We start from the raw sequence: 25606 nt of genomic DNA on the forward strand, positions 1-25606 counted from the left end.
GCCATGGTCAGCTACATCCTCAAACGTCTGCTGCTGATGGTGCCCACGCTCTTCGGCGTGCTGCTGCTGACCTTCGTCGTGATCCAGTTCGTGCCAGGCGGCCCGGTGGAGCAGATGGTGTCGCAGTTGCAGGGACGCGATTCCGGCGGCGAACGTGCCGCCTCGAGCGGCTCGGGCTACCGCGGGCGCCAGGGGCTGGACCCGAAGCGCGTCGAGGAAATCCGGCAGCTCTATGGCTTCGACAAACCGCCGATCGAACGCTTCTGGCTGATGCTGAAGGCGTTCGCGCGCTTCGATCTCGGGCAGAGCTTCTACCAGCGCAAGGACGTGTGGCAGCTGGTCAAGGAAAAGATGCCGGTGTCGATCAGCCTCGGGCTCTGGACGTTCTTCATCAGCTACCTGATCGCCGTGCCGCTGGGCGTCGCCAAGGCGGTGCGCGCAGGGTCGCGCTTCGACTTCGCGACCACGCTGCTCGTCCTGGTCGGCTACGCCATCCCCGGCTTCGTGCTGGGCGTCGCGTTGCTGGTGGTGTTCGGTGGGCAGTTGCAATGGTTCCCGCTGCGCGGACTCACCTCGTCGAACTGGGAAGCAATGGGCTGGGGCGCCCGCATCGTCGACTACCTGTGGCACATCGCGCTGCCGATCACGGCGATGGTGCTGGGAAGTTTCGCGGTCACGGCCATGCTGACGAAGAACTCGTTTCTCGAGGAGATCAGAAAGCAGTACGTGCTCACCGCCCGCGCCAAGGGCCTGGCCGAACGCCAGGTGCTGTGGAAGCACGTGTTCCGCAACGCGCTCATCCCGATCATCACGGGCTTTCCGGCGGCGTTCATCGGCGCTTTCTTCACCGGCTCGCTGCTCATCGAAACGTTGTTCTCGCTCGATGGTCTCGGCCTCCTGAGCTACGAGAGCGTGATCCGGCGCGACTACCCAGTAGTGCTGGGCACGCTCTATCTCTTCACGCTGATCGGTCTCGTGACCAAGCTGATCAGCGATCTCTGCTACGTGTGGGTCGACCCGAGGGTGAAGTTTGACTAGCGCTCCGCCCGTCTCGCTGAGCCCCGGCCGGCGCGCGTGGCGCCGGTTCCGGCGCAATCCGCTCGGCTTCTGGAGCCTCCTCGTGTTCAGCGCGCTTGTCGTGCTGAGCCTGTTCGCCGAGGTGCTCTCGACCGACAAGCCGCTGGTGGTGCGGTATGAGGGCCACACCTACTTTCCGGTGCTGCGCGACTACGCCGAAAAGACCTTCGGCGGCGACTTCGAAACGCCGGCCGACTATCTCGATCCGTTCATCCGCGAGCGCATCACCTCGGGCGCTAACTGGGCGGTCTACGCGCCGAATCCCTACGGCCCGAAAACGCTGAACTATTTCGCCAAGTTTCCGAATCCTTCGGCGCCGTCGCGCGACAACCTCTTGGGCACCGACGACCGCGGGCGCGACTTGCTCGCACAGCTGATCTACGGCTTTCGCGTGAGCGTGCTGTTCGCACTGGCGCTGACCGTCATCGGCGTGTTGCTCGGCGTCGCGACGGGCGCGGTGCAGGGCTTTTTTGGCGGCAAGACCGATCTGGCGTTCCAACGCTTCATCGAAATCTGGGGGTCGATGCCGGAGCTCTACCTGCTCATCATCTTCAGCGCCATCTTCGCGCCGAGCGTTGCCTTGCTGCTCGTGTTGCTGAGCCTGTTCGGCTGGATGGGCCTGTCGGACTACGTGCGGGCCGAGTTCCTGCGCAACCGCCAGATGGACTACGTGCGCGCCGCCCGCGCGCTGGGCGTGGGTAACCTGCAGATCATGTGGCGCCACATCCTGCCCAACAGCATGACGCCGGTCGTCACGTTCCTGCCGTTCCGCATGAGCGCGGCAATCCTCGCGCTGACCTCGCTTGATTTTCTGGGCCTCGGGGTGCCGCCCGGCACGCCGTCGCTCGGCGAACTGCTGAGCCAGGGCAAGGCGAACATCGATGCATGGTGGATCTCGCTGTCCACCTTCGCGGTGCTGGTCGTCACGCTGATGCTGCTGACCTTCATGGGCGATGCGCTGCGCGATGCCCTCGATCCCCGAAAGATGGACAAGTGACGATGCCGCTGCTCGATGTGAAAGGCCTCTCGGTCGCTTTCGGCGGCAAGGCAGTGGTGCACGGCATCGACTTCCAGATCGCCGCGGGCGAGAAGCTCGCGCTGGTGGGGGAATCCGGGTCGGGCAAGACGGTCACCGCGCTGTCGCTCCTGCGCCTGGTTCAGAACGCCGATCTTTCCGGGGTCGCCCGGCTGTTCAGTCCGGAAGGAGGGCAGGGCTCACGCGATCTTCTCTCGATTCCTGAGCGGGAGCTGCGCGGCATCCGGGGCAAGGAGATCGCGATGATCTTCCAGGAGCCGATGACCGCGCTCAACGCGCTGTACAGCGTCGGCGACCAGATCGCGGAGGTGCTTGAACTGCATGAAGGCCTGTCGGCGCGCGATGCGCAAGCCGCGGCGGTGCAGTTGCTCGCCGACACCGGCATTCCGGAGCCCGCGCGGCGCACGATGGCGCTGCCGCACCAGTTGTCCGGCGGACAACGCCAGCGCGCCATGATCGCCATGGCGCTCGCCTGCAAGCCGCGCCTTTTGCTGGCCGACGAGCCGACCACGGCACTCGACGTCACGGTGCGTGCGCAAATCCTCGCGTTGCTGACCGACTTGCAGCGCAAATATGGGATGGCGGTGCTGCTCATCACGCACGACCTGAACCTGGTGCGGCGGTTCGCCGACCGCGTCGCGGTGATGGAGAACGGCCACATCGTCGAGCACGGCGGGGTCGAAGCCGTGTTCAGGGCGCCGCAGCATCCCTACACGCGCAAGTTGATCGATAGCCATCCGACGCGCGACGTGGCGCCGGTGCCGACGCCAGGTGCTGCGCCGGTGCTCGAAGCGACGGGTCTGCGCGTGAGCTATCCCGTGCCGAAACCTGGCATGGCAGGCTGGTTTTCCAAAGGCGCGTTCGTCGCCGTGCAAGGGGCCGATTTCCGCATCGCGCCGGGCGAGACATTGGGCGTGGTCGGCGAATCGGGTTCGGGAAAATCGACGCTGGCGCTGGCGGCGCTCGGCCTGCTGCGACACGAGGGCACGCTCGATGTGGCGGGCCAGCGCTGGGCGGCCAGCACCACGGGCGACAGGGCCTTGCGGCGCGTGATGCAGGTGGTGTTTCAGGATCCGTTCTCGTCGCTGTCCCCGCGCCTCACGGTCGAACAGATCGTGGGCGAGGGGCTGCGCGTGCACGCGTCCGAACTCGATGCCGCAGCGCGTCGGCTGCGCAGCCTCGCGGCACTGGCCGACGTCGGGCTCACCGAGACGCAATTTCCGGCGCTGCTCGATCGCTATCCGCACGAGTTTTCGGGCGGGCAACGCCAGCGTTTGGCCATCGCGCGAGCGCTGATCGTCGAGCCGCAGTTGCTCGTGCTCGACGAGCCGACCAGCGCGCTCGATGTCACCATCCAGAAACAGGTGTTGGGCTTGCTGCAGCGCCTGCAGCGCGAACGCGGGCTGAGTTACCTGCTCATCACGCACGACGTCGAGGTGATTCGCGCGATGGCGCATCAGGTGATCGTGATGAAGGACGGCGCCATCCTGGAGAGCGGACCGGTCGAGCGGGTGCTCGATGCACCGGAACACCCGTACACGCAGAAGCTGGTCGCGGCCGCACTGCTGGACTGACGGCGACAACGAAAGAAGAAATGGCGACTCTGGAGGAAGACAACCGGCGCGGTGCCTGGCGCGCGGCGCTGGCCTGCATGGTGACGCTCGCGGTGGCGATGGGCCTCGGCCGTTTCGCTTTCACGCCGATGCTCCCGATCATGTTGCACGAGGGCAAGCTGGAACTGCAGGGCGGCGGGTTGCTGGCCTCGCTCAACTACCTCGGTTATTTCGTTGGCGCCGTCAGCTGCGCGTTCATCCAGGCGAAGCATGCGACCATGGTGCGCGGTGGGCTGGTCGCGACGGCGGCGCTGCTGCTCGGCATGGGACTGCTGCACAGCTTCACGGCATGGGGCGCGCTGCGCACCGCGGCGGGCGTCATGAGCGCCTGGGTTTTCGTGTTCGCATCGGGCTGGGGCCTGCGGCGGCTGGCCGAGACCAATGCGCCGGCGCTCGGTGGCGTGATCTACACCGGCCCGGGCATCGGCATCGCAGTCACAGGGCTGTTGGGGGGCGCCGTTGGCCGATGGGGTTCCGAGGCAGGCTGGATCGGCTTCGGGATCGTCGCTGTGGTGTTGATCGCAGTGATCTGGCACGTATTCGACGACGGCGCAGCGCCGGGGTTGGCCGGCGCAGCCGCACCGGCCATGCCACCGACAGCGGCCGAATCGGCTTCTGCGCGCCACGATGCCATCTGGCTGGTGGCGCTCTACAGCTTGGCCGGCTTCGGCTACATCATCACCGCCACATTCCTGCCGGTGATCGCTCGCCACGCGCTGCCCGGATCGTTGTGGCCCGACTACTTTTGGCCGCTGTTCGGCGCCGCGATCATTCCCGGCGCGCTGATCGGCGCCCGCGCGCCGACGCACTGGGACAATCGCTTGCTGATGGCCGCGGCCTATGCGCTGCAGGCGGCAGGCGTGATCCTGTCGGTGGTGTGGCCGACCATCGTCGGCTTCGGTATCGGAAGCCTGTTGCTGGGCATGCCGTTCACCGCGATCACGTTGTTCGCGGTGCGCGAAGCCCGCCGCCTGCGCGGAAATCAGGCGGCCGGACTGATCGGCTATGCCACCGCCGCCTACGGGGTCGGCCAGATCCTCGGGCCGCTTTTCGCCGCGCCGCTGGCGCAGCGAACAGGTTCTTTCGCGGTGCCATTGCTGGTCGCCGGGGCTGTTCTGGCGGCGGGATCGATGCTCTTCGTGGTCGTCTGGACCCGATCACGCCGGCCGGCTGCCGCCTGACAGTGGAGAAACCCTTTATTTGTCACAGGAAAAGCATATAATCCGAGGCTCACGACCAAACGGGCGGGTACCAACCGCCCGTTTTTTTTGGCCTGTGCATTTCTGGCATTTCTGATAAGGCATTTTCAAACACGTGGCGTTGCAGCAGACAGTCGAACAAACGGTAGCCGGTCTCGGCTACGACCTGGTCGAGATTGAAAGATCGGCCGGTGGATTGCTGCGCGTCACGATTGATTTGCCCTGGACTGCCCCCAGTTCAGAGGCCGCCGGATCTGATGTTGGCGCACCCGAGCCGGCAGTCACGGTCGAGGATTGCGAAAAGGTCACGCGACAGTTGCAGTTCACGCTGGAAGTCGACGGCGCCGAATACAAGCGGCTCGAAGTGTCGTCGCCCGGCATCGATCGGCCACTTCGCCATGAGAAGGATTTCGAGCGTTTCGTCGGCGAGGTGATCGACCTGACGCTCAAGGCGCCGATGGGCGCAGCTGCCGGCACGCTGGTGTCGGCCACGCGCAAGAAGTTTCGCGGCACGCTGGAGCGGGCCGAGTCGGGTGGATGGCAAATCGTCTGGAGCGATGAGCCCAAAACCAAGCCAGGACAAAAAGTGAGCAGGAAGCGAGAGCCCGCCCCGGTGCAGGCGCTCGGCTTCGCATTGGACGAGCTGCGTGACGCGCGGCTCGCGCCGATTGTGGATTTCAAGGGTCGCAAGGCCAAAGCCGGTGAAACCGGTTTGGCTGATTGATTGAGGAGCTAGGTGGCATGAATCGCGAAATGTTGATGTTGGTGGATGCGATCTCGCGCGAGAAGAACGTCGAACGCGACGTGGTCTTCGGCGCAGTCGAATCCGCACTGGCGCAAGCCACCAAGAAGCTCCATCAGGGTGACGTGGACATCCGCGTCGCCGTGGACCGCGACAGCGGCGACTACGAAACCTTCCGCCGCTGGCACGTCGTTCCCGATGAAGCTGGCCTGCAGCTGCCCGACCAGGAAATCCTTCTGTTCGAAGCCAAGGAGGAAATGCCCGACATCGAGGTCGACGAGTACATCGAAGAAACGGTGGACTCGGTGCCGATCGGCCGCATCGGCGCGATGGCCGCCAAGCAGGTCATCCTGCAGAAGATCCGCGACGCTGAGCGCGAGATGTTGCTCAACGACTTCATGTCGCGCGGCGACAAGATCTTCGTCGGTACCGTCAAGCGCCTGGACAAGGGTGACATCATCGTGGAAGCCGGCCGCGTCGAAGGACGCCTGCGCCGCAGCGAGATGATCGCCAAGGAAAACCTTCGCAACGGCGACCGCGTGCGCGCCATGATCATGGAAGTCGACCTGACGCTGCGCGGCGCGCCGATCATCCTGTCGCGCTCGGCCCCTGAATTCATGATCGAACTCTTCCGCCAGGAAGTGCCCGAAATCGAACAAGGCCTGCTCGAAATCAAAAGCTGCGCCCGTGACCCGGGTTCACGCGCCAAGATCGCCGTGCTCTCGCACGACAAGCGTGTCGATCCGATCGGCACCTGCGTGGGCGTGCGCGGCACCCGTGTCAACGCCGTGACCAACGAGCTCGCCGGCGAGCGCGTCGACATCGTGCTGTGGTCCGAGGACCCGGCGCAATTCGTGATCGGCGCCCTCGCGCCGGCCAACGTGTCGTCGATCGTGGTCGATGAAGAAAAGCATGCCATGGACGTGGTGGTCGACGAGGAAAACCTCGCGATCGCGATCGGTCGCGGCGGCCAGAACGTGCGGCTCGCCTCCGACCTGACCGGCTGGAAGATCAACATCATGGACGCCAATGAATCGGCGCAGAAGCAGGCCGTCGAAACCGACGCCAGCCGCAAGCTGTTCATGGAAAAGCTCGACGTCGACGAGGAGATGGCCGATATCCTGATCTCCGAAGGTTTCAATAGCCTCGAAGAAGTGGCCTATGTGCCCATCTCCGAGCTGCTGGAAATCGAGAGCTTCGACGAAGACACCATCAACGAGCTGCGCACGCGAGCCAAGGACGCGCTGCTCACCATGGAAATCGCCAAGGAAGAGGGCGTCGAGACCGTCTCGCAGAACCTGCGCGACCTCGAAGGCCTCGACCCCGAGCTGATTCCCAAGCTGGCCGAGGCGGGTGTTCACACCCGTGACGACCTTGCCGACCTCGCGGTCGATGAACTCACCGAGATCACCGGCCACAGCGCCGATGACGCCAAAACCCTCATCTTGAAAGCCCGCGAACATTGGTTCGCTGGCCAAGAGTGACGGTCATGAAGGCACGAAACCAATATGTCCAGTACCACTGTCGCCGAGTTCGCGAACGAGCTCAAGAAGACTCCCGAAACCTTGCTTGACCAGCTCAAGAGCGCTGGCGTGGCCAAAGCCGCGCCGACCGATGCGCTCACGGAGGCCGACAAGCAGCGCTTGCTCGGTTTCCTGAAGGCCAGCCACGGCACCGCCGAGCCCGAGCGCAAGAAAATCACGCTGACCAAAAAGTCGACCAGCGAGATCAAGCAGGCCGACGCGATGGGGCGTGCCCGCACGATCCAGGTCGAAGTGCGCAAGAAGCGCACCTTCATCCAGCGTGACGACGGCCCCGGCACGACGCCCGAGCCGGAGGCAGCGCCCGCTGCGGCCGCGGTCGAGCCTGCCGCTCCCAAGATCGACGAAGCCGAACTCGGCCGACGCGAGGAAGAGGCGCGCCGTCAGGCCGAACTGATCCGTCGCCAGGAAGAAGAGCTGGTCGAGAAGCGTCGTCAGCGCGAAGAAACCGAAGCCCGCGAACGCGAGAAAGCGGACCGTGACGAACAGGCCGAAGTGGCCGAGCGCGAAGCCAAGGCTGCTCAGACTGCCAAGGAAAGGGCCTCTGCAACCGCCGCCGTGGTTGGCAGAAGGGCGCCGGGGTTCGACGCACCAGCCCCTGCAGAGCCCGATGCCGCCGTGAGCAAGGCTGCAGCCGATGCCGCTGCCGCCACCCAGGCCAAGGAAGACGCCAAGGCCAAGGCCGCCGCCGAATCCAAGGCCCGCGCCGACGAAGAAAGCGCACGCGCCAAAGACCTGGACGAACGCCGCCGCAAGGCACTGGCCGAGGCCGAAGCCATCCGCGCGATGATGAACGCACCGGCCCGCGTGCTGGTGCCGCACAAGGCGCCTGAAAAGGAAGTGCCGAAGCCGGCCGTCAAGGGCACGCTGCACAAGCCGGCCACGCCGGCACCCCGCGTCGGCGCGCCTGCCGCACCGGGCAGCACCGCACCTGGCGCCAGCAAGGACGTCAAGTCCGCCAAGCTCTCGTCGAGCTGGGCTGGCGATCCGGCCAAGAAGAAGGAAATCAAGACCCGCGGCGACGCCTCGGGTGGCGTCGGTCGCGGCAACTGGCGCGGGGGCCCGCGTGGGCGCCGTGGCAGCAACGACCGTGGCGGCCATGACGAACACGTGCAGGCCGCACCGGTCGAGGCACGTGTGCTCGACGTGCATGTGCCCGAAACCATCACGGTGGCCGAGCTCGCCCACAAGATGGCCGTCAAGGCGCAGGAAGTCATCAAGCAACTGATGAAGTCCGGCATCATGGCCACGATGAACCAGTCGCTCGACCAGGACACGGCCATGGTGATCGTCGAAGACATGGGTCACAACGCGATGGTTGCGGCGCTGGACGATCCGGAGGCCTTCACCGACGACGACGTCGCCGGTCTGACGGCCGAGTCGTTGCCGCGCGCACCCGTCGTCACCGTCATGGGTCACGTCGACCACGGCAAGACCTCGCTGCTCGACTACATCCGCCGCGCCAAGGTCGCATCGGGTGAAGCCGGCGGCATCACGCAGCACATCGGTGCCTACCACGTCGAAACCGCTCGCGGCATGGTGTCGTTCCTCGACACCCCGGGTCACGAGGCGTTCACCGCCATGCGTGCCCGCGGTGCGCAGGCCACCGACATCGTCATCCTCGTGGTGGCGGCCGACGACGGCGTCATGCCGCAGACCAAGGAAGCCATCAAGCACGCGAAAGCGGCCGGTGTGCCGATCGTGGTTGCGATCAACAAGATCGACAAGCAGGACGCCAACCTGGACCGTGTGAAGCAGGAACTGGTGGCCGAAGAAGTCGTGCCCGAAGAGTACGGCGGCGAAGTGCCGTTCGTGTCCGTCTCGGCCAAGACCGGCCAGGGCGTGGACGACCTGCTCGAACAGGTGCTGCTGCAAGCCGAAGTGCTGGAACTGCGCGCGCCGGTCGATGCCGCCGCCAAGGGCCTGGTCATCGAAGCGCGCCTTGACAAGGGCCGCGGCCCGGTGGCGACCGTGCTGGTCCAGTCCGGCACGCTCAAGGCCGGCGACGTGGTGCTGGCGGGCTCGACCTATGGCCGCGTGCGCGCCATGCTCGACGAAGACGGCAAGACGATCAAGACCGCGGGTCCGTCGATCCCGGTCGAAATCCAGGGCCTGACCGAAGTGCCGCAAGCCGGCGACGAGTTCATGGTGATGGCCGACGAGCGCCGTGCACGCGAAATCGCCACCTACCGCGCGGGCAAGTTCCGCAATACGAAGCTGGCCAAGCTCCAGGCGTCGAACCTGCAGAACATGTTCACCGACCTGTCGGCGGGCGAAGTGCAGACCCTGCGCCTGATCATCAAGGCCGACGTGCAGGGTTCCCAGGAAGCCCTCGCGCAATCGCTGCTCAAGCTGGCGACCGAAGAAGTGAAGGTGCAGATCGTGTACGCCGGCGTCGGCGGCATCAGCGAGAACGACATCAACCTCGCCATCGCATCGAAGGCGGTTGTCATCGGCTTCAACGTGCGGGCCGACTCCGGTGCACGCAAGCTGGCCGAAGGCAATGGCGTTCAGCTGAACTACTACAGCATCATTTATGACGCTGTGGACGAGATCAAGGTCGCCATGTCCGGCATGCTGGCACCCGAGCGTCGCGAAGAAATCATCGGCCAGGCCGAGATTCGCACGGTGTTCGTGGCGTCCAAGATCGGCACGGTCGCGGGTTCGTACATCACCTCGGGTTCGGTCAACCGCAGCGCGCATTTCCGCCTGCTGCGCGACAACGTGGTGGTCTACACCGGCGAAGTCGACTCGATCAAGCGCATGAAGGACGATGTGCGCGAGGTCAAGGAAGGCTTCGAGTGCGGTATCAAGCTCAAGAACTACAACGACATCAAGGAAGGTGATCAGCTGGAGTTCTTCGAGATCAAGGAAATCGCCCGGACGCTGTAAGCGTTCGATGCGAGAGAGACCATGCCGAAAAGAAAAGCCGCCACCCCCAACCGCGCGTTCAAGGTTGCCGACCAGATCCAGCGCGATCTGACGGAGCTGATCGCGCGCGAGTTGAAGGACCCGCGCGTGGGCATGGTCACGATTCAGGCCGTCGAAGTCACCCCGGACTATGCGCACGCGAAGATCTACTTCAGCCTGCTCACGGGCGACAAGGCCGAAACGACCGAAGCGCTGAACCAGGCCGCGGGCTTCCTGCGCAACGGCCTGTTCAAGCGCCTCCACATTCACACGGTGCCCACGCTGCACTTCCTGTTCGACCGCACCACCGAGCGTGCGGCCGACATGAACGCGCTCATCGCGCAAGCCGTCGCTTCCCGTTCGAAGGACGAGTAGGCATGAATGCGCCCCGCACCCGGGTGCAGCGGCGCCCCGTGCATGGGGTGTTGTTGCTCGACAAACCATTGGGCCTTTCTAGCAACCAGGCGTTGCAGAGAGCCAAGTGGTTGTTGCGCGCCGAAAAAGCGGGCCACACCGGCACGCTCGATCCGCTCGCAACCGGCGTGCTGCCGCTGTGCTTCGGCGCGGCGACCAAGTTCAGCCAGCTGCATCTCGACGCCGACAAGACCTACGAGGCCACGGTCCGCCTTGGCGTGAAGACGTCGACCGGCGACGCCGAGGGCGAAGTGATCGCCGAGCGCGACGTGCAGGTGACGACCGCCGACCTGGCGCGCGTCCAGGCGAAGTTCACCGGCCCGATCCGCCAGGTGCCGCCGATGCACAGTGCGCTCAAGAAAGACGGCAAGCCGCTGTATGAGTACGCGCGCGAGGGCATCGACATCGAACGCGCACCGCGCGATGTCACGGTCTACCAATTGACGTTGACCGAGACGACCCGCACGGCTGAACGGACTGTCATCGGGCTGACGGCGACCGTGAGCAAGGGCACCTACATCCGCACGCTGGGGGAAGACATCGGCGAAGCACTGGGCTGCGGCGCGCATCTCACCTCGTTGCGCCGCACGGCGACCGGCGATTTCGACGTGTCGCAGTGCGTCACCCTCGAAGCACTTGAAGCCATGAGCGAAGACGAACGCCTGGCGCAGTTGCTGCCGGCAGAATCGCTGGTCGCCGGCCATGGCCGTGTCACGCTGGGCGCGGAAGATGCTGCCCGTTTCCTGTCCGGCCTGCGCCGGCGCGGCGACTGGGCCAATGCCACCGACGTGGCGGTGTTCGGCAGCGCGCCGGAGGCATTCCTCGGCACTGCGCACGTGACGGCCAACGAACTCATCCCGGGGCGCTTGCTGAACCCCATCGAAATTCAGCAAATCCTTTTGAACGCACCTGTTCTCCCTCTTCTCTGCGAAACCACATCATGAGCATCAAGCAAATCCGCAACATCGCCATCATTGCCCACGTGGACCATGGCAAGACCACGATGGTCGACCAACTGCTTCGCCAGTCCGGCACCTTCGCCGAACATGAGAAGGTGGTCGACACGGTGATGGACAACAACGCGATCGAAAAAGAACGCGGCATCACCATCCTGGCCAAGAACTGTGCCGTGACCTGGGAAGGCACGCACATCAACATCGTCGACACCCCGGGCCACGCGGACTTCGGCGGCGAAGTGGAACGTGCACTGTCGATGGTCGATGGGGTTGTGCTGCTGATCGACGCGCAGGAAGGCCCGATGCCACAGACGCGCTTCGTGACCAAGAAGGCGCTGGCCCTGGGCCTGAAGCCGATCCTGGTGGTGAACAAGGTCGACAAGCCGGGCGCCCGTCCGGATTACGTGGTGAATGCCGCGTTCGACCTGTTCGACAAGCTCGGCGCGACCGACGAACAACTCGATTTCCCGGTGGTCTATGCCTCGGGCATCAACGGCTGGTCGTCGATGGAAGAGGGCGCTCAGGGCGAGCAGTGGGGCCCCGACATGTCGGCCCTGTTCAACACCATCCTGAAGCACGTGCCGGCGCAAACGGGTGATCCGGAAGCGCCGCTGCAGCTTCAGATTTCGGCACTCGACTTCTCGACCTTCGTCGGCCGTATCGGCGTCGGCCGCATCAGCCAGGGCACGATCAAGCCCATGATGGACGTGGTCGTGATGGAAGGTCCGGACGGCAAGGCCGTCAAGGGTCGCGTCAACCAGGTGCTGACGTTCCAGGGTCTGGAACGCGTCCAGGCGACGGAAGCCGGCCCGGGCGAAATCGTGCTGATCAACGGCCTGACCGACATCGGCATCGGCGTGACCGTGACCGATGCGACCACACCGGCGCCGCTGCCGATGCTGAAGGTCGACGAGCCCACGCTCACGATGAACTTCTGCGTCAACACCAGCCCGCTGGCCGGCCGCGAAGGCAAGTACATCACCAGCCGCCAGATCTGGGACCGCCTGCAGAAGGAGCTGCAACACAACGTGGCCCTGCGCGTCAAGGAAACCGACGAAGAAGGCATCTTCGAAGTCATGGGCCGCGGCGAACTGCACCTGACCATCCTGCTGGAAAACATGCGTCGCGAAGGCTACGAGCTGGCCGTGTCGAAGCCACGCGTGGTCATGAAGACCGTGGACGGCGAAAAGCACGAACCCATCGAGCTCGTGACGGTCGACGTCGAAGAGCAGCACCAGGGCGGCGTGATGCAGGCGCTGGGCGAGCGCAAGGGCGACCTCGTCAACATGGAACCGGATGGCCGTGGCCGTACGCGCCTCGAATACCGCATCCCGGCACGCGGCCTGATCGGCTTCACCAACGAATTCCTGAATCTGACGCGCGGCTCCGGCCTCATCAGCAACATCTTCGACAGCTACGAACCGCACAAGGGCGACATCGGCGGCCGCAAGCAGGGCGTGCTGATTTCGATGGACGACGGCGAAATCTTCACCTACGCGCTCGGCAAGCTGGACGACCGCGGCCGCATGTTCGTCAAGGCGAACGATCCGGTTTACGAAGGCATGATCGTCGGCATCCACAGCCGCGACAACGACCTCGTGGTCAACGCGACGCGCACCAAGCAGCTGACCAACTTCCGCGTGTCCGGCAAGGAAGACGCGATCAAGATCACGCCCCCGATCGACCTCACGCTGGAGTACGGCGTCGAATTCATCGAGGACGACGAGCTGGTCGAAATCACACCCAAGAGCGTGCGCCTGCGCAAGCGCTACCTGAAGGAACATGAGCGCAAGCGCGCAGGCCGCGACACCGTCGCAGCCTGATGGTCCGCGAGCCGCTGCCTGCGGGTCGCCGGGAGCCTTGCAACAGCGAGGTGTGAAATGACCGCTTCTGCGGTCTTTTTGCGTCTGGTTGTCGCCAGCGTCTGGCTGGCGGGTTTGCTCGCGCCGCTTGCCGCTGGCGCGCAGCCCCTGCTGACGCACGCCGAAGCGGGTCGCGCATTCGATGCGTTGCGCGCGTCGCATCCGGACACCATGCCTCGCCTCGCGGAGGCCGAGAGCAGCGCGGTGCTGAGAACGCTGGCGGACGCGCCGAGATTCCTGGCCGCCGATCGCTTCGCGCCGGCCGATCTCGGCGCGTTGTCGGATTTATGCGACCGCACGCGCAATGCCACCACTGCGTACATCGCTTTCGGGGCGATGCAGCAAGGGCAGTTGGTGCCCGACGTGATGGCGCGCAATGCGCTTGCGTGGCAGGACGAGATTGCGCTGCTGCAGGGTTTCACCGCACGCTGCATCGCGCTTCAGGTGCCGCTCGCCGAAACGCTTGTGAAGCAGATGGGCGAAGCGCAGGCGTCGCGACTCCGGCTGGGCGGGATCGAGCGCAGTCAGTTCGCGTTGCTCCAGATCTACGTTGTCGCAGCCGGCAACTGCCCGATCGAGGCGCCGGAAAGCTCCTCCTACTGCGGCGTGCTCGACGTGATGGCCGGTCTTGCGCCGGTCCATGCGCGCGCCCTGCCGATGGCGTCTCGTGCGACCGTCCGGGGATTGCTCGCGCCGCTTCTGGCGCGGGCAGCAGGCGAGCAGCGTCGGTCGCTGCAGCAGATCCTCGACGCGATGGGTAGCCCGCGCTGCACGGGCTTGTGCCTGCTGCAACCGTCATGACGCTGACCCATCGGCGCGCCGTCTGGCTCATGGTCGTTGCCACGCTCATGTGGGCGACGGCCGGCGTGGTCACGCGCCAGCTCGAGCATGCGCGCAGCTTCGAGGTCACGTTCTGGCGCGCCTTCTTCACGGTGCTGTCGCTGCTCGTCATTCTGCCGACCTGGCAGGGGCGGGCCGTCTTCTCGAAGATCCGCCATGGCGACCGCTCGCTCTGGTTTTCCGGCGTGTGCTGGAGCGTGATGTTCACCGCCTACATGGTCGCGCTCACGCTCACCACCGTGGCCAACGTGCTGGTGACGATGGCGCTCGGACCGTTGTTCACCGCGTTGGCAGCGCGCGCGTTCATCGGGCATCGGCTCGCGGTCCGCACCTGGGGCGCGATCGTCGTGGCCGGTCTCGGCATCGGCTGGATGTACGGGTCGCAGCTGTCGGGCGGCGGGCAGTGGCTCGGCACGCTCGTCGCGCTGTGCGTGCCAATCGCCGCGGCGGGCAACTGGACGGTGACGCAACACGCCCACGCGAAAGGGCACGACGTCGACCTGGTGCCGGCAGTGCTCATCGGCGCTGCGCTGTGTGCGCTCTACACGTTGCCGCTGGCCTGGCCGCTGAGCGCGAATCCGCACGACCTCGGCTTGCTGGCTTTCCTGGGCCTCGTGCAACTTGCGATTCCCTGCGTGCTGTCGGTGATGTGCGCACGGGTTCTCAAGGCGCCGGAGGTGTCGTTGCTGGCCTTGCTCGAAGTGATCTTCGGCATCGCGCTCGCCTGGCTCGGGGCCGGCGAAGAACCGGCGCCGAGCGTGCTGGCCGGGGGAGCACTGGTGATCGGTGCGCTCGTGGTCAACGAATGGCTCGGCGGGCGGGCCTCCCTCAAAAAGAAACACTGCGCGATGCCATCGAATCGATAGCGGGTCGCGCAGTGCGGATAGGCCTCGCAGGCCCTGCGAAACGAATAACGCTGCTTACGGGCGCGCAATCTTCCAGACGTTATTGAAGTTGTCGCCCGTGCGGTCGCCGGCCTTCATGTCGCTCGCGTAGTAGTACAGCGGCGCGCCCTTGTAGGCCCACTGCTTCTTGCCGTCGTCGCGCACGATGACGGTGTAGCCGCCCATCGGCTTGGCCATGTCGCCGGCGCCGAGTGCCGGCCACAGCACCGCGCATTGCGCATTGCAGACCGACTTGCCGCTGCCGACGGTGTCGCGCGTGAAGGTGTAGAGCGTCTTGCCATTTGGGCCGACGAGCACGCCATCGGCGGTGCGGGTCGGCGCGTCGGGCGCCTCGGCGGTTTTGGTCATGCTGCCGCAGCCGGCGAGCAAGGCAGCAGCGAGGATCGAAGCGCTGAACAGTTTCATGGAGTTTCTCCTTCGGTTAAAAAACGCAAAAACACGGATGCACAGGTTGGCAGTTTATGCCGCGACTGCGACAACTCGCGGCAGGTCAGGGTTCAGCGGCTGCGGCTCTTCATGGCGCGCTCGACTTCGCGCTTGCCTTCGCGGTCCTTGATGGTGTCGCGCTTGTCGTGCTCGGCCTTGCCCTTGGCCAGCGCGATCTCGCATTTCACCTTGCCCGCCTTCCAGTGCAGGTTGAGCGGCACCAGCGTGTAGCCCTTCTGCTCGACCTTGCCGATCAGGCGGCGAATCTCTTCCTTGTGCAGCAGCAGCTTCTTGGTGCGAACCGAGTCCGGGCTGATGTGCGTCGACGCGCTGTTGAGCGGATTGATCTGGCAGCCGATCACGTAGAGCTCGCCGTCGCGGATGATCACGTAGCCGTCGGTCAGTTGCACCTTGCCTTCGCGCAGCGATTTGACTTCCCACCCTTCGAGCACCATGCCGGCCTCGAAACGCTCCTCGAAGAAATAGTTGTAGGCCGCTTTCTTGTTGTCGGCGATGCGTGTGGAGGGGTCTTGTTTCTTTTTGGTGGCCATGGCTTCGAAAGTTGGGGCAGCATGGCTTCAATACAATCCGTCGCGCACGCCGTGCCGATTCTATGAAAACTGTCAACAAGTCCGTCCTGATCTGGTACAGCGCCGAAGAGATGTACGCGCTCGTCACCGATGTCGCCAAATATCCCGAGTTCCTCCCATGGTGCGACAAGGCCCGTGTGATCGAGCAGGACGACGCCGGCATGACGGCGGAAGTCGGTCTCGGTTTCGGCGGTATCCGCCAGAGCTTCACTACGCGAAACACGCACGTGCCGGGGCGCGAAGTGCAGCTCAAGCTGGTGAGCGGCCCGTTCTCCAACCTGGATGGGGTCTGGAAGTTCACGCCCGTCGGTGCCGAAGGCGAACGCGCATGCCGCGTGGATCTCAACCTCAGCTACGGCTTCAGCAACTTCGCCTTGCAGGCCCTGGTCGGTCCGGTGTTCGACAAGATCGCCTCCAGCCTGGTCGAAGCCTTCGTGAAGCGCGCCGAACAGGTCTACGGCCCCTCGGGCGGCTGAGCGAACCGATGCAGGTCACAGTGGTCTGTTCGCCGGCGCCGCGCGAAGTGTTCGAACAAACGCTGTCGATCACCGATGGGGCCACGCTGCGCGATGCGGTGCAGGCCAGCAGTTTGTCGGCGCGTTTTCCCGCGCTGGACTGGGCGGGCCTCGCACCGGGCATCGGAGGCCGCGCGGCGCCGTGGGAACAACCGCTGCAAGCGCTGGACCGCATCGAGCTGTGTCGCCCGCTGAAAGTCGATCCCAAGGTGGCGCGCCGCGAGCGCTTCCAGCAACAGGGCGCGAAAGGCACCGGCCTGTTCGCCAACCGCCGCGAGGGTGGAAAAGCGGGCTACTGAACCTCCTCGGCAGGACTATTTGCAGTCGCCGCTGATGACGGTCTGCAGGCGCTGCTGTTCTTCGGCGCGCGCCTTGTCATCCATGATTTCCCGTTCGCCCTTGTCGTTCAGGCGCGCCACCCGGATGCCGCTATCGTAGGTCGCCTTGCTCTGGCGCGCGCGGTTGCAGTTTTCCGCCTTCGCCTGCGCAAGCTTCTGCGCCTCGGCGGCCTGCCGTGCTTTTTCGGCGTCTTCGGCGCGCTTCGTTTTCTCTTCGAGTTCCTTGTCCACGCCGCTCGGCCTGACGGCACCACTGGCGCTGCGAGCCGGCGCCGCCAAGGGCGTCCCGGCGACAGCGTCGGAGGGTGGCGTCACCGGGGCGAGGGCAGGGCGCGACGAAGCACCCCCGGCGCGGCGCACGATGTTCTTTTCAGGAATGTCGGGCGGCGGCGCCTGGTCGCTGAAGACCTTCTTGCCGGCGTTGTCGACCCACTGCCATTGGGCGTGCGCCGCGAGCGGCAGCACACAGACAAGACCGAGGACAAGGGTGGGCAGGCGCATGAATTTCATGCGCGGCAGTTTAGCGCCATGTGAGTGTTTGTAACCGTAAAAGAGCGTTTCACGTCGACAGCGCAAGGGCCAAGCCATCGGCCTGTCGCCGCGGGTAATTACCGAGCCTCGTTACAATCCGCCTTTTGGAGCCTCAGTCATGCGCCTTCTCGGCAAAGCGCTCACCTTCGACGATGTGTTGTTGGTGCCAGCGTTCTCCCAGGTCCTGCCCAAGGACACCTCCCTCGCCACCCGACTTTCCCGCAACATCACGCTGAACCTCCCGCTGGTTTCGGCGGCGATGGACACCGTGACCGAGGCCCGCCTCGCCATCGCGATCGCTCAGGAAGGCGGCATGGGCATCGTGCACAAGAACCTCACCGCGCAACAGCAGGCCGCCGAGGTGGCCCGCGTGAAGCGCTACGAGTCGGGCGTGCTGCGCGACCCGGTGGTGATCACGCCCACGCACTCGGTGCGCCAGGTCATGGCGCTGTCCGACCAGTTGGGCATCTCGGGTTTCCCGGTGGTCGACGGCGGCAAGGTGGTCGGCATCGTGACCGGGCGCGACCTGCGCTTCGAGACGCGCTACGACGCGCCCGTCACCGAGATCATGACGCAGCGCGACAAGCTCATCACCGTGCCCGACGGCACCACGCTGGCCGATGCCAAGGCGCTGCTCAACAAGTACAAGCTCGAGCGCCTGTTGGTCATCAACAGCGACTGGGAGCTCAAGGGCCTCATCACCGTCAAGGACATCACCAAGCAGACCAGCTTCCCGAACGCGGCGCGCGACGGCAGCGGTCGGCTGCGCGTGGGCGCAGCGGTCGGTGTGGGCGACGGCACCGAGGAGCGCGTTGAAGCGCTGGTGGCCGCCGGCGTCGACGCCATCGTGGTCGACACCGCGCACGGCCACAGCGCGGGCGTGATCGAGCGCGTGCGCTGGGTCAAGAAGAACTATCCGCAGATCGACGTGATCGGCGGCAACATCGCGACCGGCGACGCCGCGCGTGCGCTGGCCGACGTTGGCGCGGATGCGGTCAAGGTCGGCATCGGCCCGGGCTCGATCTGCACCACCCGCATCGTGGCGGGCGTGGGCGTGCCGCAAATCATGGCGGTCGACAGCGTGGCAACGGCCTTGCAAGGCACCGGCGTGCCGCTGATCTCCGACGGTGGTGTGCGCTACTCCGGCGACATCGCCAAGGCGATCGCCGCAGGCGCCAGCACGGTGATGATGGGCAGCATGTTCGCCGGCACCGAAGAGGCACCGGGCGAGATCGTGCTGTACCAGGGCCGCAGCTACAAGAGCTACCGCGGCATGGGCTCCATCGGCGCGATGCAGCAGGGCAGTGCCGACCGCTACTTCCAGGAATCGACCACCGGCAACCCGAACACCGACAAGCTGGTGCCCGAGGGCATCGAAGGCCGCGTGCCTTACAAGGGCTCGATCGTGTCGATCGTCTACCAGATGGCCGGCGGCGTGCGCGCCAGCATGGGCTATTGCGGTTGCGCGACCATTGCCGACATGCAGAACAAGGCCGAGTTCGTCGAGATCACGACCGCTGGTATCCGCGAGAGCCATGTGCACGACGTGCAGATCACGAAAGAAGCGCCCAACTACCGGGCTGAATAAAGCTCACCCCCAGGCTACGCGCACTTCGTGTCGCTATGCCTTCCCCCTTCCGGGGGCGACACCAGCGGCCCGGCGAAGCCGGTTCCGCGGTGTTTCTGGAATGGGCCGCGGCGCCGACAAGGCAGTGCGGCGAAATGCTTTCTCGGGCTATCTCATGCAACACGACAAGGTTCTGATTCTCGACTTCGGCTCGCAAGTCACGCAGCTCATCGCGCGCCGCGTGCGCGAGGCGAATGTGCTGAGCGAAGTGCACCCCTGCGACGTCACCGACGAGTGGATTCGCGGGTATGCCGCCGATGGCCATCTGAAGGGCGTGATCCTTTCGGGAAGCCACGCCAGCGTGTACGAAGACACCACCGACAAGGCGCCGCCAGCGGTATTCGAGCTCGGCGTGCCGGTGCTGGGCATCTGCTACGGCATGCAGACGATGGCGCAGCAGCTGGGCGGCAAGGTCGAAGGCGGCCACACGCGCGAATTCGGCGCAGCCGACGTGCGTGCACGCGGGCACACGCGCTTGCTCCAGGACATCGCCGACTTCACGACGTCGGACGGCGAGGGCATGCTCCACGTATGGATGAGCCACGGCGACAAGGTCACCGAGTTGCCGCCCGGCTTCAAGCTCATGGCCAGCACCGAGAGCTGCCCGATCGCCGGCATGGCCGACGAAGAGCGCGACTTTTACGCGGTGCAATTCCACCCGGAAGTCACCCACACGCTGCAAGGCCAAGCGATCCTGAATCGCTTCGTGCTGGACATCTGCAAGGCCAGGCCGGACTGGGTCATGCGCGACCACGTGGCCGACGCCGTCGCGAAGATCCGTGAACAGGTGGGCGACGAAGAGGTCATCCTCGGCCTGTCGGGCGGCGTCGATTCGTCGGTGGCTGCCGCGTTGATTCACCGGGCCATCGGCGACCAGCTGACCTGCGTCTTCGTCGACCACGGCCTGCTGCGCCTGAACGAGGGCGACCTCGTCATGGAGATGTTCGAGGGCAAGCTCAACGCGAAGGTGATTCGCGTGGATGCCAGCGACCTGTTCCTCGGCAAGCTGGCCGGCGTGAGCGACCCCGAGGCCAAGCGCAAGATCATCGGCGGCGAATTCGTCACCGTGTTCAAGCAGGAGGCGGCCAAGCTCACCAGTGCGGGTGCCAAGGGCGCGAAGTGGCTGGCGCAGGGCACCATCTACCCCGACGTGATCGAGTCGGGCGGCGCCAAGAGCAAGAAGGCCGTCACCATCAAGAGCCACCACAACGTGGGTGGCTTGCCAGAGCAGCTCGGCCTGAAGCTGCTGGAGCCCTTACGCGACCTGTTCAAGGACGAAGTGCGCGAACTCGGTGTGGCGCTTGGCCTGCCGCACGGCATGGTGTATCGCCATCCGTTTCCCGGCCCGGGTCTGGGTGTGCGCATCCTCGGGGAAGTGAAGAAGGAATACGCCGATCTGCTGCGCCGCGCCGACGACATCTTCATCCAGGAACTTCACAACTTCAAGGACGAGGCGACCGGCAAGAGCTGGTACGAGCTCACGAGCCAGGCCTTCACGGTCTTCCTGCCGGTCAAAAGCGTCGGCGTGATGGGCGATGGCCGCACCTACGAATACGTGGTGGCGTTGCGCGCCGTTCAGACCAGCGACTTCATGACGGCCGACTGGGCGGAGCTGCCGTATGCGCTGCTCAAGAAGGTGTCGGGCCGCATCATCAACGAGGTGCGGGGGATCAACCGTGTGACCTATGACGTGTCGAGCAAGCCGCCGGCGACGATCGAGTGGGAGTGAGGGATGTAGATAATATCCATATAAATCAATAACTTAGATCGATTTATGATGTCCGTGAACGCGACATCAATGGAAACGTGGCCTCGGCTGCGCGGCGCAGTTCGGCGGCTTCCAACGCTTCCTCGGCAAGCGGTACCCAGAGATCGAAGCAGTCCTTCAGGCGGGTATGGGCCATGCCGAGCAGGCACACCGCATGAAACTTCTCGGCACCACCGTGTATTTCGGACAGGAGGGCAGTTGCGGGGCGGACAGGTGTTCGAGCAGCACCGGGTCGCTGACCATCTCCGGCGCCGGCGTGACCGCGTCGCCAAAACCCATGTCCACCGGCAGCGCGATACGCGCACCATCCACCTTCGCCCGCAGGTCGTTCCGCACATCGCCGTAGCCCGCCTCCTTGCGGATCACCGAGCCTTTGACCGAGGCAGTATCGAAGGCGATGCCATCCTCCACCTCGATCTGGCAGATCTCGCCGAACGCGGCTACGGCGGTGTCGATGTCGTCTGGACCGAAGCCCAGCAGATCCGCCTCCCGCGTCGGGCGATGTGGTTGGTCGTAGCACAGCGAAAACATGAGTGCGCCCTTGAGCAAGTAGTCGGCGGCATGCGGCGAGACCGACAGCCCGTACAGGAGCCGCTCCAACCCATAGTGAGTCAGCGTCAGGTTGAAGTCCTGCTTCGTGGCATCGGCGCGCTGCTTCAGGCGGGCGCGGATGGAAGCGGGCAGGTTGCGGCTCATGCGGTGGCGCTTTCCAGATAAGGCCGCATGACATTGGCAACGCGATCCACCGTGGCGTAGTGCCAGAGCGCATCCATGGTCAGCTGGCGCTGCGTCCAGCCATCTCGCAGCGCTTCCAGCGCCACGTCCAGACCGATCTTGTTGTGGTACTTGAAACAGTCGACCACCGTCTCGGCCGCGTTGAACACCGGGACCTTCACGCCGTCGATCTCGACCGGCTCGATGCCCTCGGTCAGAGCGGCGCCCGACATGCGCACCATGCACAGAGCAGGCTGGTCCAGTCGTGGGGTGGCCGAGTGATGGAGGATCGCCATCCAGACCTCGAAGGGTGCCTGCGTGCCGATGCCATGGACGCGCAGCGCCGACAGCAGACACACGACGCCACGCGGCACGCGCAGGGCTGCCCCGGCCAGGGACCGGTGCTCGCTGAGAGCGCGCCCCGGCAGGCTGTAGACGCCGCACGCGATGCGCTCAAGCTTGCCGGCTGCAACCAGCCGGCTGAGCACCACGGTCGACAGGCCTTGCTCAGCCAGATCGCGCGCGCGCAGCAGTGGCCGACGCTTGGCGAGCGCGAGGACGGCTTGTTCGAGCGTGGAGTCCGAGCCCATTGCTGAAGCATGTTGCAGTAATTAGTCATTTGTGAGCAAACGACTAGCGAACGCAATGCGGGCATCGTTGTCGGACATTCCCTTCACGGTGTGGCGTCCGTTCGCCACACCCATTCGCATTCGAGGGTAGCACCGTCGCTCACGGCCCGTCTGGCGGCCGTTTGGACGCGTACCTCGGAACTTTCATGAAAAACCCTACGTCCTCGTCCCCTGTTCCCCTTGTGGCGGGTGGATTGCTGGCCCTTGTCGGCCTGGCGCTCGGCGCTGCCGGCGTCTGGCTGATCGTGCTGGGCGGAAGCTGGTACTACCTGCTCGCGGCCGTCGCCCTGCTTTTGGCGGGCGCGATGCTGATCCGGCGCTCGTCGACCGCGCTGGGTGTTCTCGCGCTGCTGCTTTTTGCCACGCTCGCATGGTCGGTGTGGGAAGTCGGCTTCGATTGGTGGCCTCTCGCCGCGCGACTCGGCGTGCTGTTCCTGGTGGCGCTGTTCGTCGTCTGTCCGTGGGTGACCCGCTCGCTGGGCGGTGGCCAGCGCGACGGTGTGGAGAACGCCGATCGCCGAGTGCGCGCATCCTGGCGCCGGGGCGGCGGCCTGGCACTCAGCCTGAGCCTCGTCGTGTGCACGGTGACACTGCTTTTCTCGCTGACCCGGAACGTTCACGAGGTTGAGGGCATGTTGCCGGTCGCCCAGCGCCCGGTCTCCGCGATGGGGACGAGCAGCAACGGTGTGCCGGAGGGAGAGTGGCACGCCTATGGCCGTACCGGCTTCGGCCAGCGCTATTCGCCGCTCACACAGATCACGCCGGCCAATGTGGGCCAGCTTCAAGTGGCCTGGCAGTTCCGGACCGGCGACATGCGCGGGCAGCCGGGCGACCCGGTCGAAACCACTTACGAAGTCACGCCGCTCAAGGTGGGTGACCGCCTGTATCTCTGCAATCCGCACCAGTCCGTGATCGCGCTCGATGCGACCTCGGGCGCCGAAGTGTGGCGCTACGACCCGAAGATCGAGGGCGCTCTGGCGCTGCAACATCTGACGTGTCGAGGGCTCTCCTACCAACCGCCGGATGCAACGTCGAACGGCACCGAACCAGACAGCTGCGCCAACGGCAAACTGTTCATGCCGACAGCGGATGCACGACTGATCGCACTGAATCCCGATACCGGCGCAGCCTGCAGCGCGTTCGGAAACGGCAAGGGCCAGATCGACCTGTCGGCGCACATGCCCAACCCGCGCGCCGGTTCCTATTACTCGACTTCGCCGGTCGTGGTCACGAAGAAGCTCGTGATCGTCGGCGGTACGGTGCTGGACAACGTCTCCACGCACGAGCAATCCGGCGTGATCCGGGCCTTCGACGTCGACACCGGGGCGCTGGTCTGGAACTGGGATTCGGGCAACCCGGATGAAACCGCGCCCATTGCCGAAGGCCAGAGCTACACGGCGAATTCGCCGAACAGCTGGTCGATCTCCAGCGTGGACGAAACGCTCGGCATGGTCTATGTGCCGATGGGCAACCAGCCGCCCGATCAGTGGGGCGGCAAGCGCAGCCCTGCGGTGGAGAAGTATTCGTCTTCGGTGGTGGCGCTCGACCTCGCCACCGGCAAGGTGCGATGGGTGTTCCAGACGGTGCATCACGACCTCTGGGATTACGACGTGCCGTCGCAGCCCAGCCTGGTCGACCTCACCATCGACGGCGCCACGGTGCCCGCACTGGTTCAGCCCACCAAGCAGGGGGAACTGTTCGTGCTGGACCGCCGGACGGGCACGCCGATCAATACGGTGGACGAGATTCCCGCGCCGCAGGGCGCTGCGGCGGGCGATCATTCAGCGCCGACGCAACCCCGGACAGCCTTGTCGTTCGACCCACCGAAGCTCACCGGCCGTGACATGTGGGGCGCCACCCTGTTCGACCAGCTCGCCTGCCGCATCGCGTTCCATCGGCTGCGCTACGAAGGCCGATTCACGCCCCCATCGACCCAGGGCTCGCTGATCTATCCAGGCAATTTCGGCGTTTTCAACTGGGGCAGCGTGGCGGTGGACCCGCAGCGGCAGATTGCCTTCACTACACCCACCTACCTCGCGTTCGTGTCGAAACTTGTTCCCAGGCCCGACGACACACAACTGATGGTGCAGTCGGACGGCCCGCCCAAGGGCGCCTTGCCTGCGCTCAACGAGAACTTCGGCGCGCCTTTCGCGGCCAAGCTGGGCCCCTTTGTGTCGCCGCTCGGATTCCCGTGCACGGCGCCGCCGTGGGGCTATGTCGCGGGCGCCGACCTGACGACTGGAAAAATCATCTGGAAACATCGCAATGGAACCGTGCGCGACCTTGCACCGGTGCCCCTGCCTTTCCGCATGGGCGTGCCGAACCTGGGCGGCCCCATCGCGACTGCCGGCGGCGTGGCTTTCCTGTCGGGCACGCTCGATGACCACGTGCGCGGCTACGACGTCACCAGCGGAAAGCAGCTGTGGGAGAGCCGGCTTCCGGCGGGAGGGCAGGCGACGCCGATGACCTACACCGGCACCGACGGTCGTCAATACCTCCTCGTGGTGGCCGGAGGACACGGCTCCACGCACACCAAGGCGGGTGACTACGTGATCGCGTATGCGCTCCCCCAATGACGACACCGTTCGCGTTCCAGTCCGGCGCACTCGATCCGCAAGGCCCGGTTGCGGCTGCGGAGCGCCTGATCCTGTTGAACGCCACCGTGATCATGCTGGCCGTGATCGTGCCGGTGATCCTGTTGACGCTCGCGGTGGCCTGGTGGTTCCGCGCCGGCAATCGGCGTGCGCGGCGACGCCCCGACTGGTCCTACTCCGGTCCGCTCGAAGTGACGGTGTGGTCCATCCCGCTGCTGGTGATCCTGTTCCTGGGCGGGATCGCCTGGCTCAGCGCCCATGACCTCGACCCGCGCAAGCCGCTCGACACGCCCGGCAAGCCGCTCGACGTCGAAGTGGTGTCGCTCGACTGGAAGTGGCTGTTCATCTACCCGGAGTCGGGCGTGGCGAGCGTGAACCATCTGGTCGTGCCGGCCGGCCGCGCTCTGCGACTGAAGCTCACGTCGACCACCGTCATGAACAGTTTTCTGGTGCCGCAGCTCGCTGGCCAGATCTACACGATGGCGGGCATGACGACACAACTGCATTTGCAGGCCGACCGCCCCGGCCTCTACCCCGGCCTTTCCGCGCAGTTCAGCGGCGACGGGTTCTCGGACATGCGCTTCGAGGTCGAGGCTGTGCCGGAGACGGCTTTTTCTCAATGGGTCGAACAGGCTCGAAACACGGGGGAAGCGCTGGACCAGGATGCATTGAACGGGTTGAAACAGCCGGGTACGGCCCGTCGCGCAACGTACCGGGTGGCGCTGCCGCAGTTGTTCGAAACACTCGTGCACGGCACCGATCCGTCGCACCATCCATGA

At 65.3% G+C, this 25606-nt stretch carries 23 protein-coding genes; 18 read left to right on the forward strand and 5 right to left on the reverse strand.

The features are described 5' to 3' along the window. The first annotated feature begins 3 nt into the window (after nucleotides 1-3). The 12 genes from AX767_RS19490 to AX767_RS19545 all read left to right on the forward strand — a co-directional run bounded on the left by AX767_RS19490 (nucleotide 4) and on the right by AX767_RS19545 (nucleotide 15056). Nucleotides 4-1038, forward strand: coding sequence for a microcin C ABC transporter permease YejB (locus tag AX767_RS19490; protein WP_068632831.1), 1035 nt, complete (start codon nucleotides 4-6; stop codon nucleotides 1036-1038). After that, nucleotides 1031-2074 (forward strand): ABC transporter permease, encoded by a 1044-nt coding sequence (locus tag AX767_RS19495; RefSeq protein ID WP_068632832.1) that lies wholly within the window; start codon nucleotides 1031-1033, stop codon nucleotides 2072-2074. The genes AX767_RS19490 and AX767_RS19495 overlap by 8 nt, the downstream gene beginning before the upstream one ends. Before the next feature lie 2 nt (nucleotides 2075-2076). Next, nucleotides 2077-3687, forward strand: coding sequence for an ABC transporter ATP-binding protein (locus AX767_RS19500; protein ID WP_068632833.1), 1611 nt, complete (start codon nucleotides 2077-2079; stop codon nucleotides 3685-3687). A 20-nt stretch (nucleotides 3688-3707) separates the two neighbouring features. Next, nucleotides 3708-4907: a YbfB/YjiJ family MFS transporter gene (locus tag AX767_RS19505; RefSeq protein WP_068632834.1), complete on the forward strand. Its 1200-nt coding sequence runs from the start codon at nucleotides 3708-3710 to the stop codon at nucleotides 4905-4907. 133 nt (nucleotides 4908-5040) lie between these two features. Then, on the forward strand, nucleotides 5041-5649 hold the full coding sequence (gene rimP / locus AX767_RS19510; protein ID WP_068632835.1) for a ribosome maturation factor RimP: 609 nt from the start codon (nucleotides 5041-5043) through the stop codon (nucleotides 5647-5649). A 17-nt stretch (nucleotides 5650-5666) separates the two neighbouring features. Further along, entirely contained in the window at nucleotides 5667-7151 is a 1485-nt protein-coding gene (nusA, locus tag AX767_RS19515; RefSeq protein ID WP_068632836.1) for a transcription termination factor NusA, read from the forward strand. A gap of 24 nt (nucleotides 7152-7175) precedes the next feature. After that, nucleotides 7176-10100, forward strand: coding sequence for a translation initiation factor IF-2 (gene infB / locus AX767_RS19520; RefSeq protein ID WP_068632837.1), 2925 nt, complete (start codon nucleotides 7176-7178; stop codon nucleotides 10098-10100). 21 nt (nucleotides 10101-10121) lie between these two features. Beyond that, nucleotides 10122-10493, forward strand: coding sequence for a 30S ribosome-binding factor RbfA (rbfA, locus tag AX767_RS19525; protein WP_068632838.1), 372 nt, complete (start codon nucleotides 10122-10124; stop codon nucleotides 10491-10493). A gap of 2 nt (nucleotides 10494-10495) precedes the next feature. Beyond that, nucleotides 10496-11476, forward strand: a complete 981-nt coding sequence (gene truB, locus AX767_RS19530) for a tRNA pseudouridine(55) synthase TruB (RefSeq protein WP_068632839.1) — start codon at nucleotides 10496-10498, stop codon at nucleotides 11474-11476. Further along, a complete protein-coding gene (gene typA, locus AX767_RS19535) occupies nucleotides 11473-13311 on the forward strand; it encodes a translational GTPase TypA (RefSeq protein WP_068632840.1) in 1839 nt (612 codons plus the stop codon). Before truB ends, typA begins: the two co-directional genes overlap by 4 nt. Nucleotides 13312-13368: 57 nt before the next feature. Further along, the gene (locus AX767_RS19540; RefSeq protein ID WP_068632841.1) at nucleotides 13369-14151 is read left to right on the forward strand and encodes a hypothetical protein; all 783 of its coding nucleotides are present in this window, start codon (nucleotides 13369-13371) and stop codon (nucleotides 14149-14151) included. After that, the gene (locus tag AX767_RS19545) at nucleotides 14148-15056 is read left to right on the forward strand and encodes a DMT family transporter (protein ID WP_068632842.1); all 909 of its coding nucleotides are present in this window, start codon (nucleotides 14148-14150) and stop codon (nucleotides 15054-15056) included. Before AX767_RS19540 ends, AX767_RS19545 begins: the two co-directional genes overlap by 4 nt. 54 nt (nucleotides 15057-15110) lie before the next feature. Here the strand turns inward: AX767_RS19545 and AX767_RS19550 are convergent, their stop codons facing one another. Together AX767_RS19550 and smpB are read right to left on the reverse strand one after the other, a co-directional pair. Further along, nucleotides 15111-15500, reverse strand: a complete 390-nt coding sequence (locus AX767_RS19550) for a COG4315 family predicted lipoprotein (RefSeq protein ID WP_068632843.1) — start codon at nucleotides 15498-15500, stop codon at nucleotides 15111-15113. Nucleotides 15501-15592: 92 nt separating this feature from the next. Then, nucleotides 15593-16072 (reverse strand): SsrA-binding protein SmpB, encoded by a 480-nt coding sequence (gene smpB, locus AX767_RS19555; RefSeq protein ID WP_068632844.1) that lies wholly within the window; start codon nucleotides 16070-16072, stop codon nucleotides 15593-15595. 62 nt (nucleotides 16073-16134) lie between these two features. Here smpB and AX767_RS19560 point away from each other — a divergent pair, with 62 nt between their 5' ends. Then, a complete protein-coding gene (locus tag AX767_RS19560) occupies nucleotides 16135-16587 on the forward strand; it encodes a type II toxin-antitoxin system RatA family toxin (RefSeq protein ID WP_068632845.1) in 453 nt (150 codons plus the stop codon). An 8-nt stretch (nucleotides 16588-16595) separates the two neighbouring features. Then, nucleotides 16596-16925 (forward strand): RnfH family protein, encoded by a 330-nt coding sequence (locus AX767_RS19565; RefSeq protein ID WP_082755087.1) that lies wholly within the window; start codon nucleotides 16596-16598, stop codon nucleotides 16923-16925. 15 nt (nucleotides 16926-16940) lie between these two features. Here the strand turns inward: AX767_RS19565 and AX767_RS19570 are convergent, their stop codons facing one another. Then, nucleotides 16941-17474, reverse strand: a complete 534-nt coding sequence (locus AX767_RS19570) for a DUF4124 domain-containing protein (RefSeq protein ID WP_068632846.1) — start codon at nucleotides 17472-17474, stop codon at nucleotides 16941-16943. A 139-nt stretch (nucleotides 17475-17613) separates the two neighbouring features. Between AX767_RS19570 and guaB the strand changes: the two genes are divergently transcribed. Together guaB and guaA are read left to right on the forward strand one after the other, a co-directional pair. Further along, complete coding sequence (gene guaB / locus AX767_RS19575; RefSeq protein WP_068632847.1) at nucleotides 17614-19083, forward strand: IMP dehydrogenase; 1470 nt, start codon at nucleotides 17614-17616, stop codon at nucleotides 19081-19083. 154 nt (nucleotides 19084-19237) lie between these two features. Then, a complete protein-coding gene (gene guaA / locus AX767_RS19580) occupies nucleotides 19238-20851 on the forward strand; it encodes a glutamine-hydrolyzing GMP synthase (RefSeq protein WP_068633920.1) in 1614 nt (537 codons plus the stop codon). 156 nt (nucleotides 20852-21007) lie between these two features. On the opposite strand, the gene AX767_RS19585 is transcribed toward guaA, so the two are convergent. Both AX767_RS19585 and AX767_RS19590 read right to left on the reverse strand, forming a co-directional pair. After that, on the reverse strand, nucleotides 21008-21586 hold the full coding sequence (locus tag AX767_RS19585) for a nucleotidyl transferase AbiEii/AbiGii toxin family protein (protein WP_237288499.1): 579 nt from the start codon (nucleotides 21584-21586) through the stop codon (nucleotides 21008-21010). After that, nucleotides 21583-22194: a type IV toxin-antitoxin system AbiEi family antitoxin domain-containing protein gene (locus tag AX767_RS19590; RefSeq protein WP_068632848.1), complete on the reverse strand. Its 612-nt coding sequence runs from the start codon at nucleotides 22192-22194 to the stop codon at nucleotides 21583-21585. The genes AX767_RS19585 and AX767_RS19590 overlap by 4 nt, the downstream gene beginning before the upstream one ends. A gap of 185 nt (nucleotides 22195-22379) precedes the next feature. Here AX767_RS19590 and AX767_RS19595 point away from each other — a divergent pair, with 185 nt between their 5' ends. Beyond that, nucleotides 22380-24809, forward strand: a complete 2430-nt coding sequence (locus AX767_RS19595) for a membrane-bound PQQ-dependent dehydrogenase, glucose/quinate/shikimate family (protein WP_068632849.1) — start codon at nucleotides 22380-22382, stop codon at nucleotides 24807-24809. Then, on the forward strand, nucleotides 24806-25606 hold the full coding sequence (gene cyoA, locus AX767_RS19600; RefSeq protein ID WP_068632850.1) for a ubiquinol oxidase subunit II: 801 nt from the start codon (nucleotides 24806-24808) through the stop codon (nucleotides 25604-25606). The genes AX767_RS19595 and cyoA overlap by 4 nt, the downstream gene beginning before the upstream one ends.

It is taken from the genome of Variovorax sp. PAMC 28711 (assembly GCF_001577265.1).
GTDB lineage: Bacteria > Pseudomonadota > Gammaproteobacteria > Burkholderiales > Burkholderiaceae_C > Variovorax.

Bases quoted from the DNA above. Each gene is read 5' to 3' on its own strand.
- AX767_RS19490 (WP_068632831.1), top strand. From the start codon at position 4: ATGGTCAGCTACATCCTCAAACGTCTGCTGCTGATGGTGCCCACGCTC.
- AX767_RS19500 (WP_068632833.1), top strand. From the start codon at position 2,077: ATGCCGCTGCTCGATGTGAAAGGCCTCTCGGTCGCTTTCGGCGGCAAG.
- AX767_RS19505 (WP_068632834.1), top strand. From the start codon at position 3,708: ATGGCGACTCTGGAGGAAGACAACCGGCGCGGTGCCTGGCGCGCGGCG.
- nusA (WP_068632836.1), top strand. From the start codon at position 5,667: ATGAATCGCGAAATGTTGATGTTGGTGGATGCGATCTCGCGCGAGAAG.
- infB (WP_068632837.1), top strand. From the start codon at position 7,176: ATGTCCAGTACCACTGTCGCCGAGTTCGCGAACGAGCTCAAGAAGACT.
- rbfA (WP_068632838.1), top strand. From the start codon at position 10,122: ATGCCGAAAAGAAAAGCCGCCACCCCCAACCGCGCGTTCAAGGTTGCC.
- truB (WP_068632839.1), top strand. From the start codon at position 10,496: ATGAATGCGCCCCGCACCCGGGTGCAGCGGCGCCCCGTGCATGGGGTG.
- typA (WP_068632840.1), top strand. From the start codon at position 11,473: ATGAGCATCAAGCAAATCCGCAACATCGCCATCATTGCCCACGTGGAC.
- AX767_RS19540 (WP_068632841.1), top strand. From the start codon at position 13,369: ATGACCGCTTCTGCGGTCTTTTTGCGTCTGGTTGTCGCCAGCGTCTGG.
- AX767_RS19545 (WP_068632842.1), top strand. From the start codon at position 14,148: ATGACGCTGACCCATCGGCGCGCCGTCTGGCTCATGGTCGTTGCCACG.
- AX767_RS19550 (WP_068632843.1), bottom strand. From the start codon at position 15,500: ATGAAACTGTTCAGCGCTTCGATCCTCGCTGCTGCCTTGCTCGCCGGC.
- smpB (WP_068632844.1), bottom strand. From the start codon at position 16,072: ATGGCCACCAAAAAGAAACAAGACCCCTCCACACGCATCGCCGACAAC.
- AX767_RS19560 (WP_068632845.1), top strand. From the start codon at position 16,135: ATGAAAACTGTCAACAAGTCCGTCCTGATCTGGTACAGCGCCGAAGAG.
- AX767_RS19565 (WP_082755087.1), top strand. From the start codon at position 16,596: ATGCAGGTCACAGTGGTCTGTTCGCCGGCGCCGCGCGAAGTGTTCGAA.
- AX767_RS19570 (WP_068632846.1), bottom strand. From the start codon at position 17,474: ATGAAATTCATGCGCCTGCCCACCCTTGTCCTCGGTCTTGTCTGTGTG.
- guaB (WP_068632847.1), top strand. From the start codon at position 17,614: ATGCGCCTTCTCGGCAAAGCGCTCACCTTCGACGATGTGTTGTTGGTG.
- guaA (WP_068633920.1), top strand. From the start codon at position 19,238: ATGCAACACGACAAGGTTCTGATTCTCGACTTCGGCTCGCAAGTCACG.
- AX767_RS19585 (WP_237288499.1), bottom strand. From the start codon at position 21,586: ATGAGCCGCAACCTGCCCGCTTCCATCCGCGCCCGCCTGAAGCAGCGC.
- AX767_RS19590 (WP_068632848.1), bottom strand. From the start codon at position 22,194: ATGGGCTCGGACTCCACGCTCGAACAAGCCGTCCTCGCGCTCGCCAAG.
- AX767_RS19595 (WP_068632849.1), top strand. From the start codon at position 22,380: ATGAAAAACCCTACGTCCTCGTCCCCTGTTCCCCTTGTGGCGGGTGGA.
- cyoA (WP_068632850.1), top strand. From the start codon at position 24,806: ATGACGACACCGTTCGCGTTCCAGTCCGGCGCACTCGATCCGCAAGGC.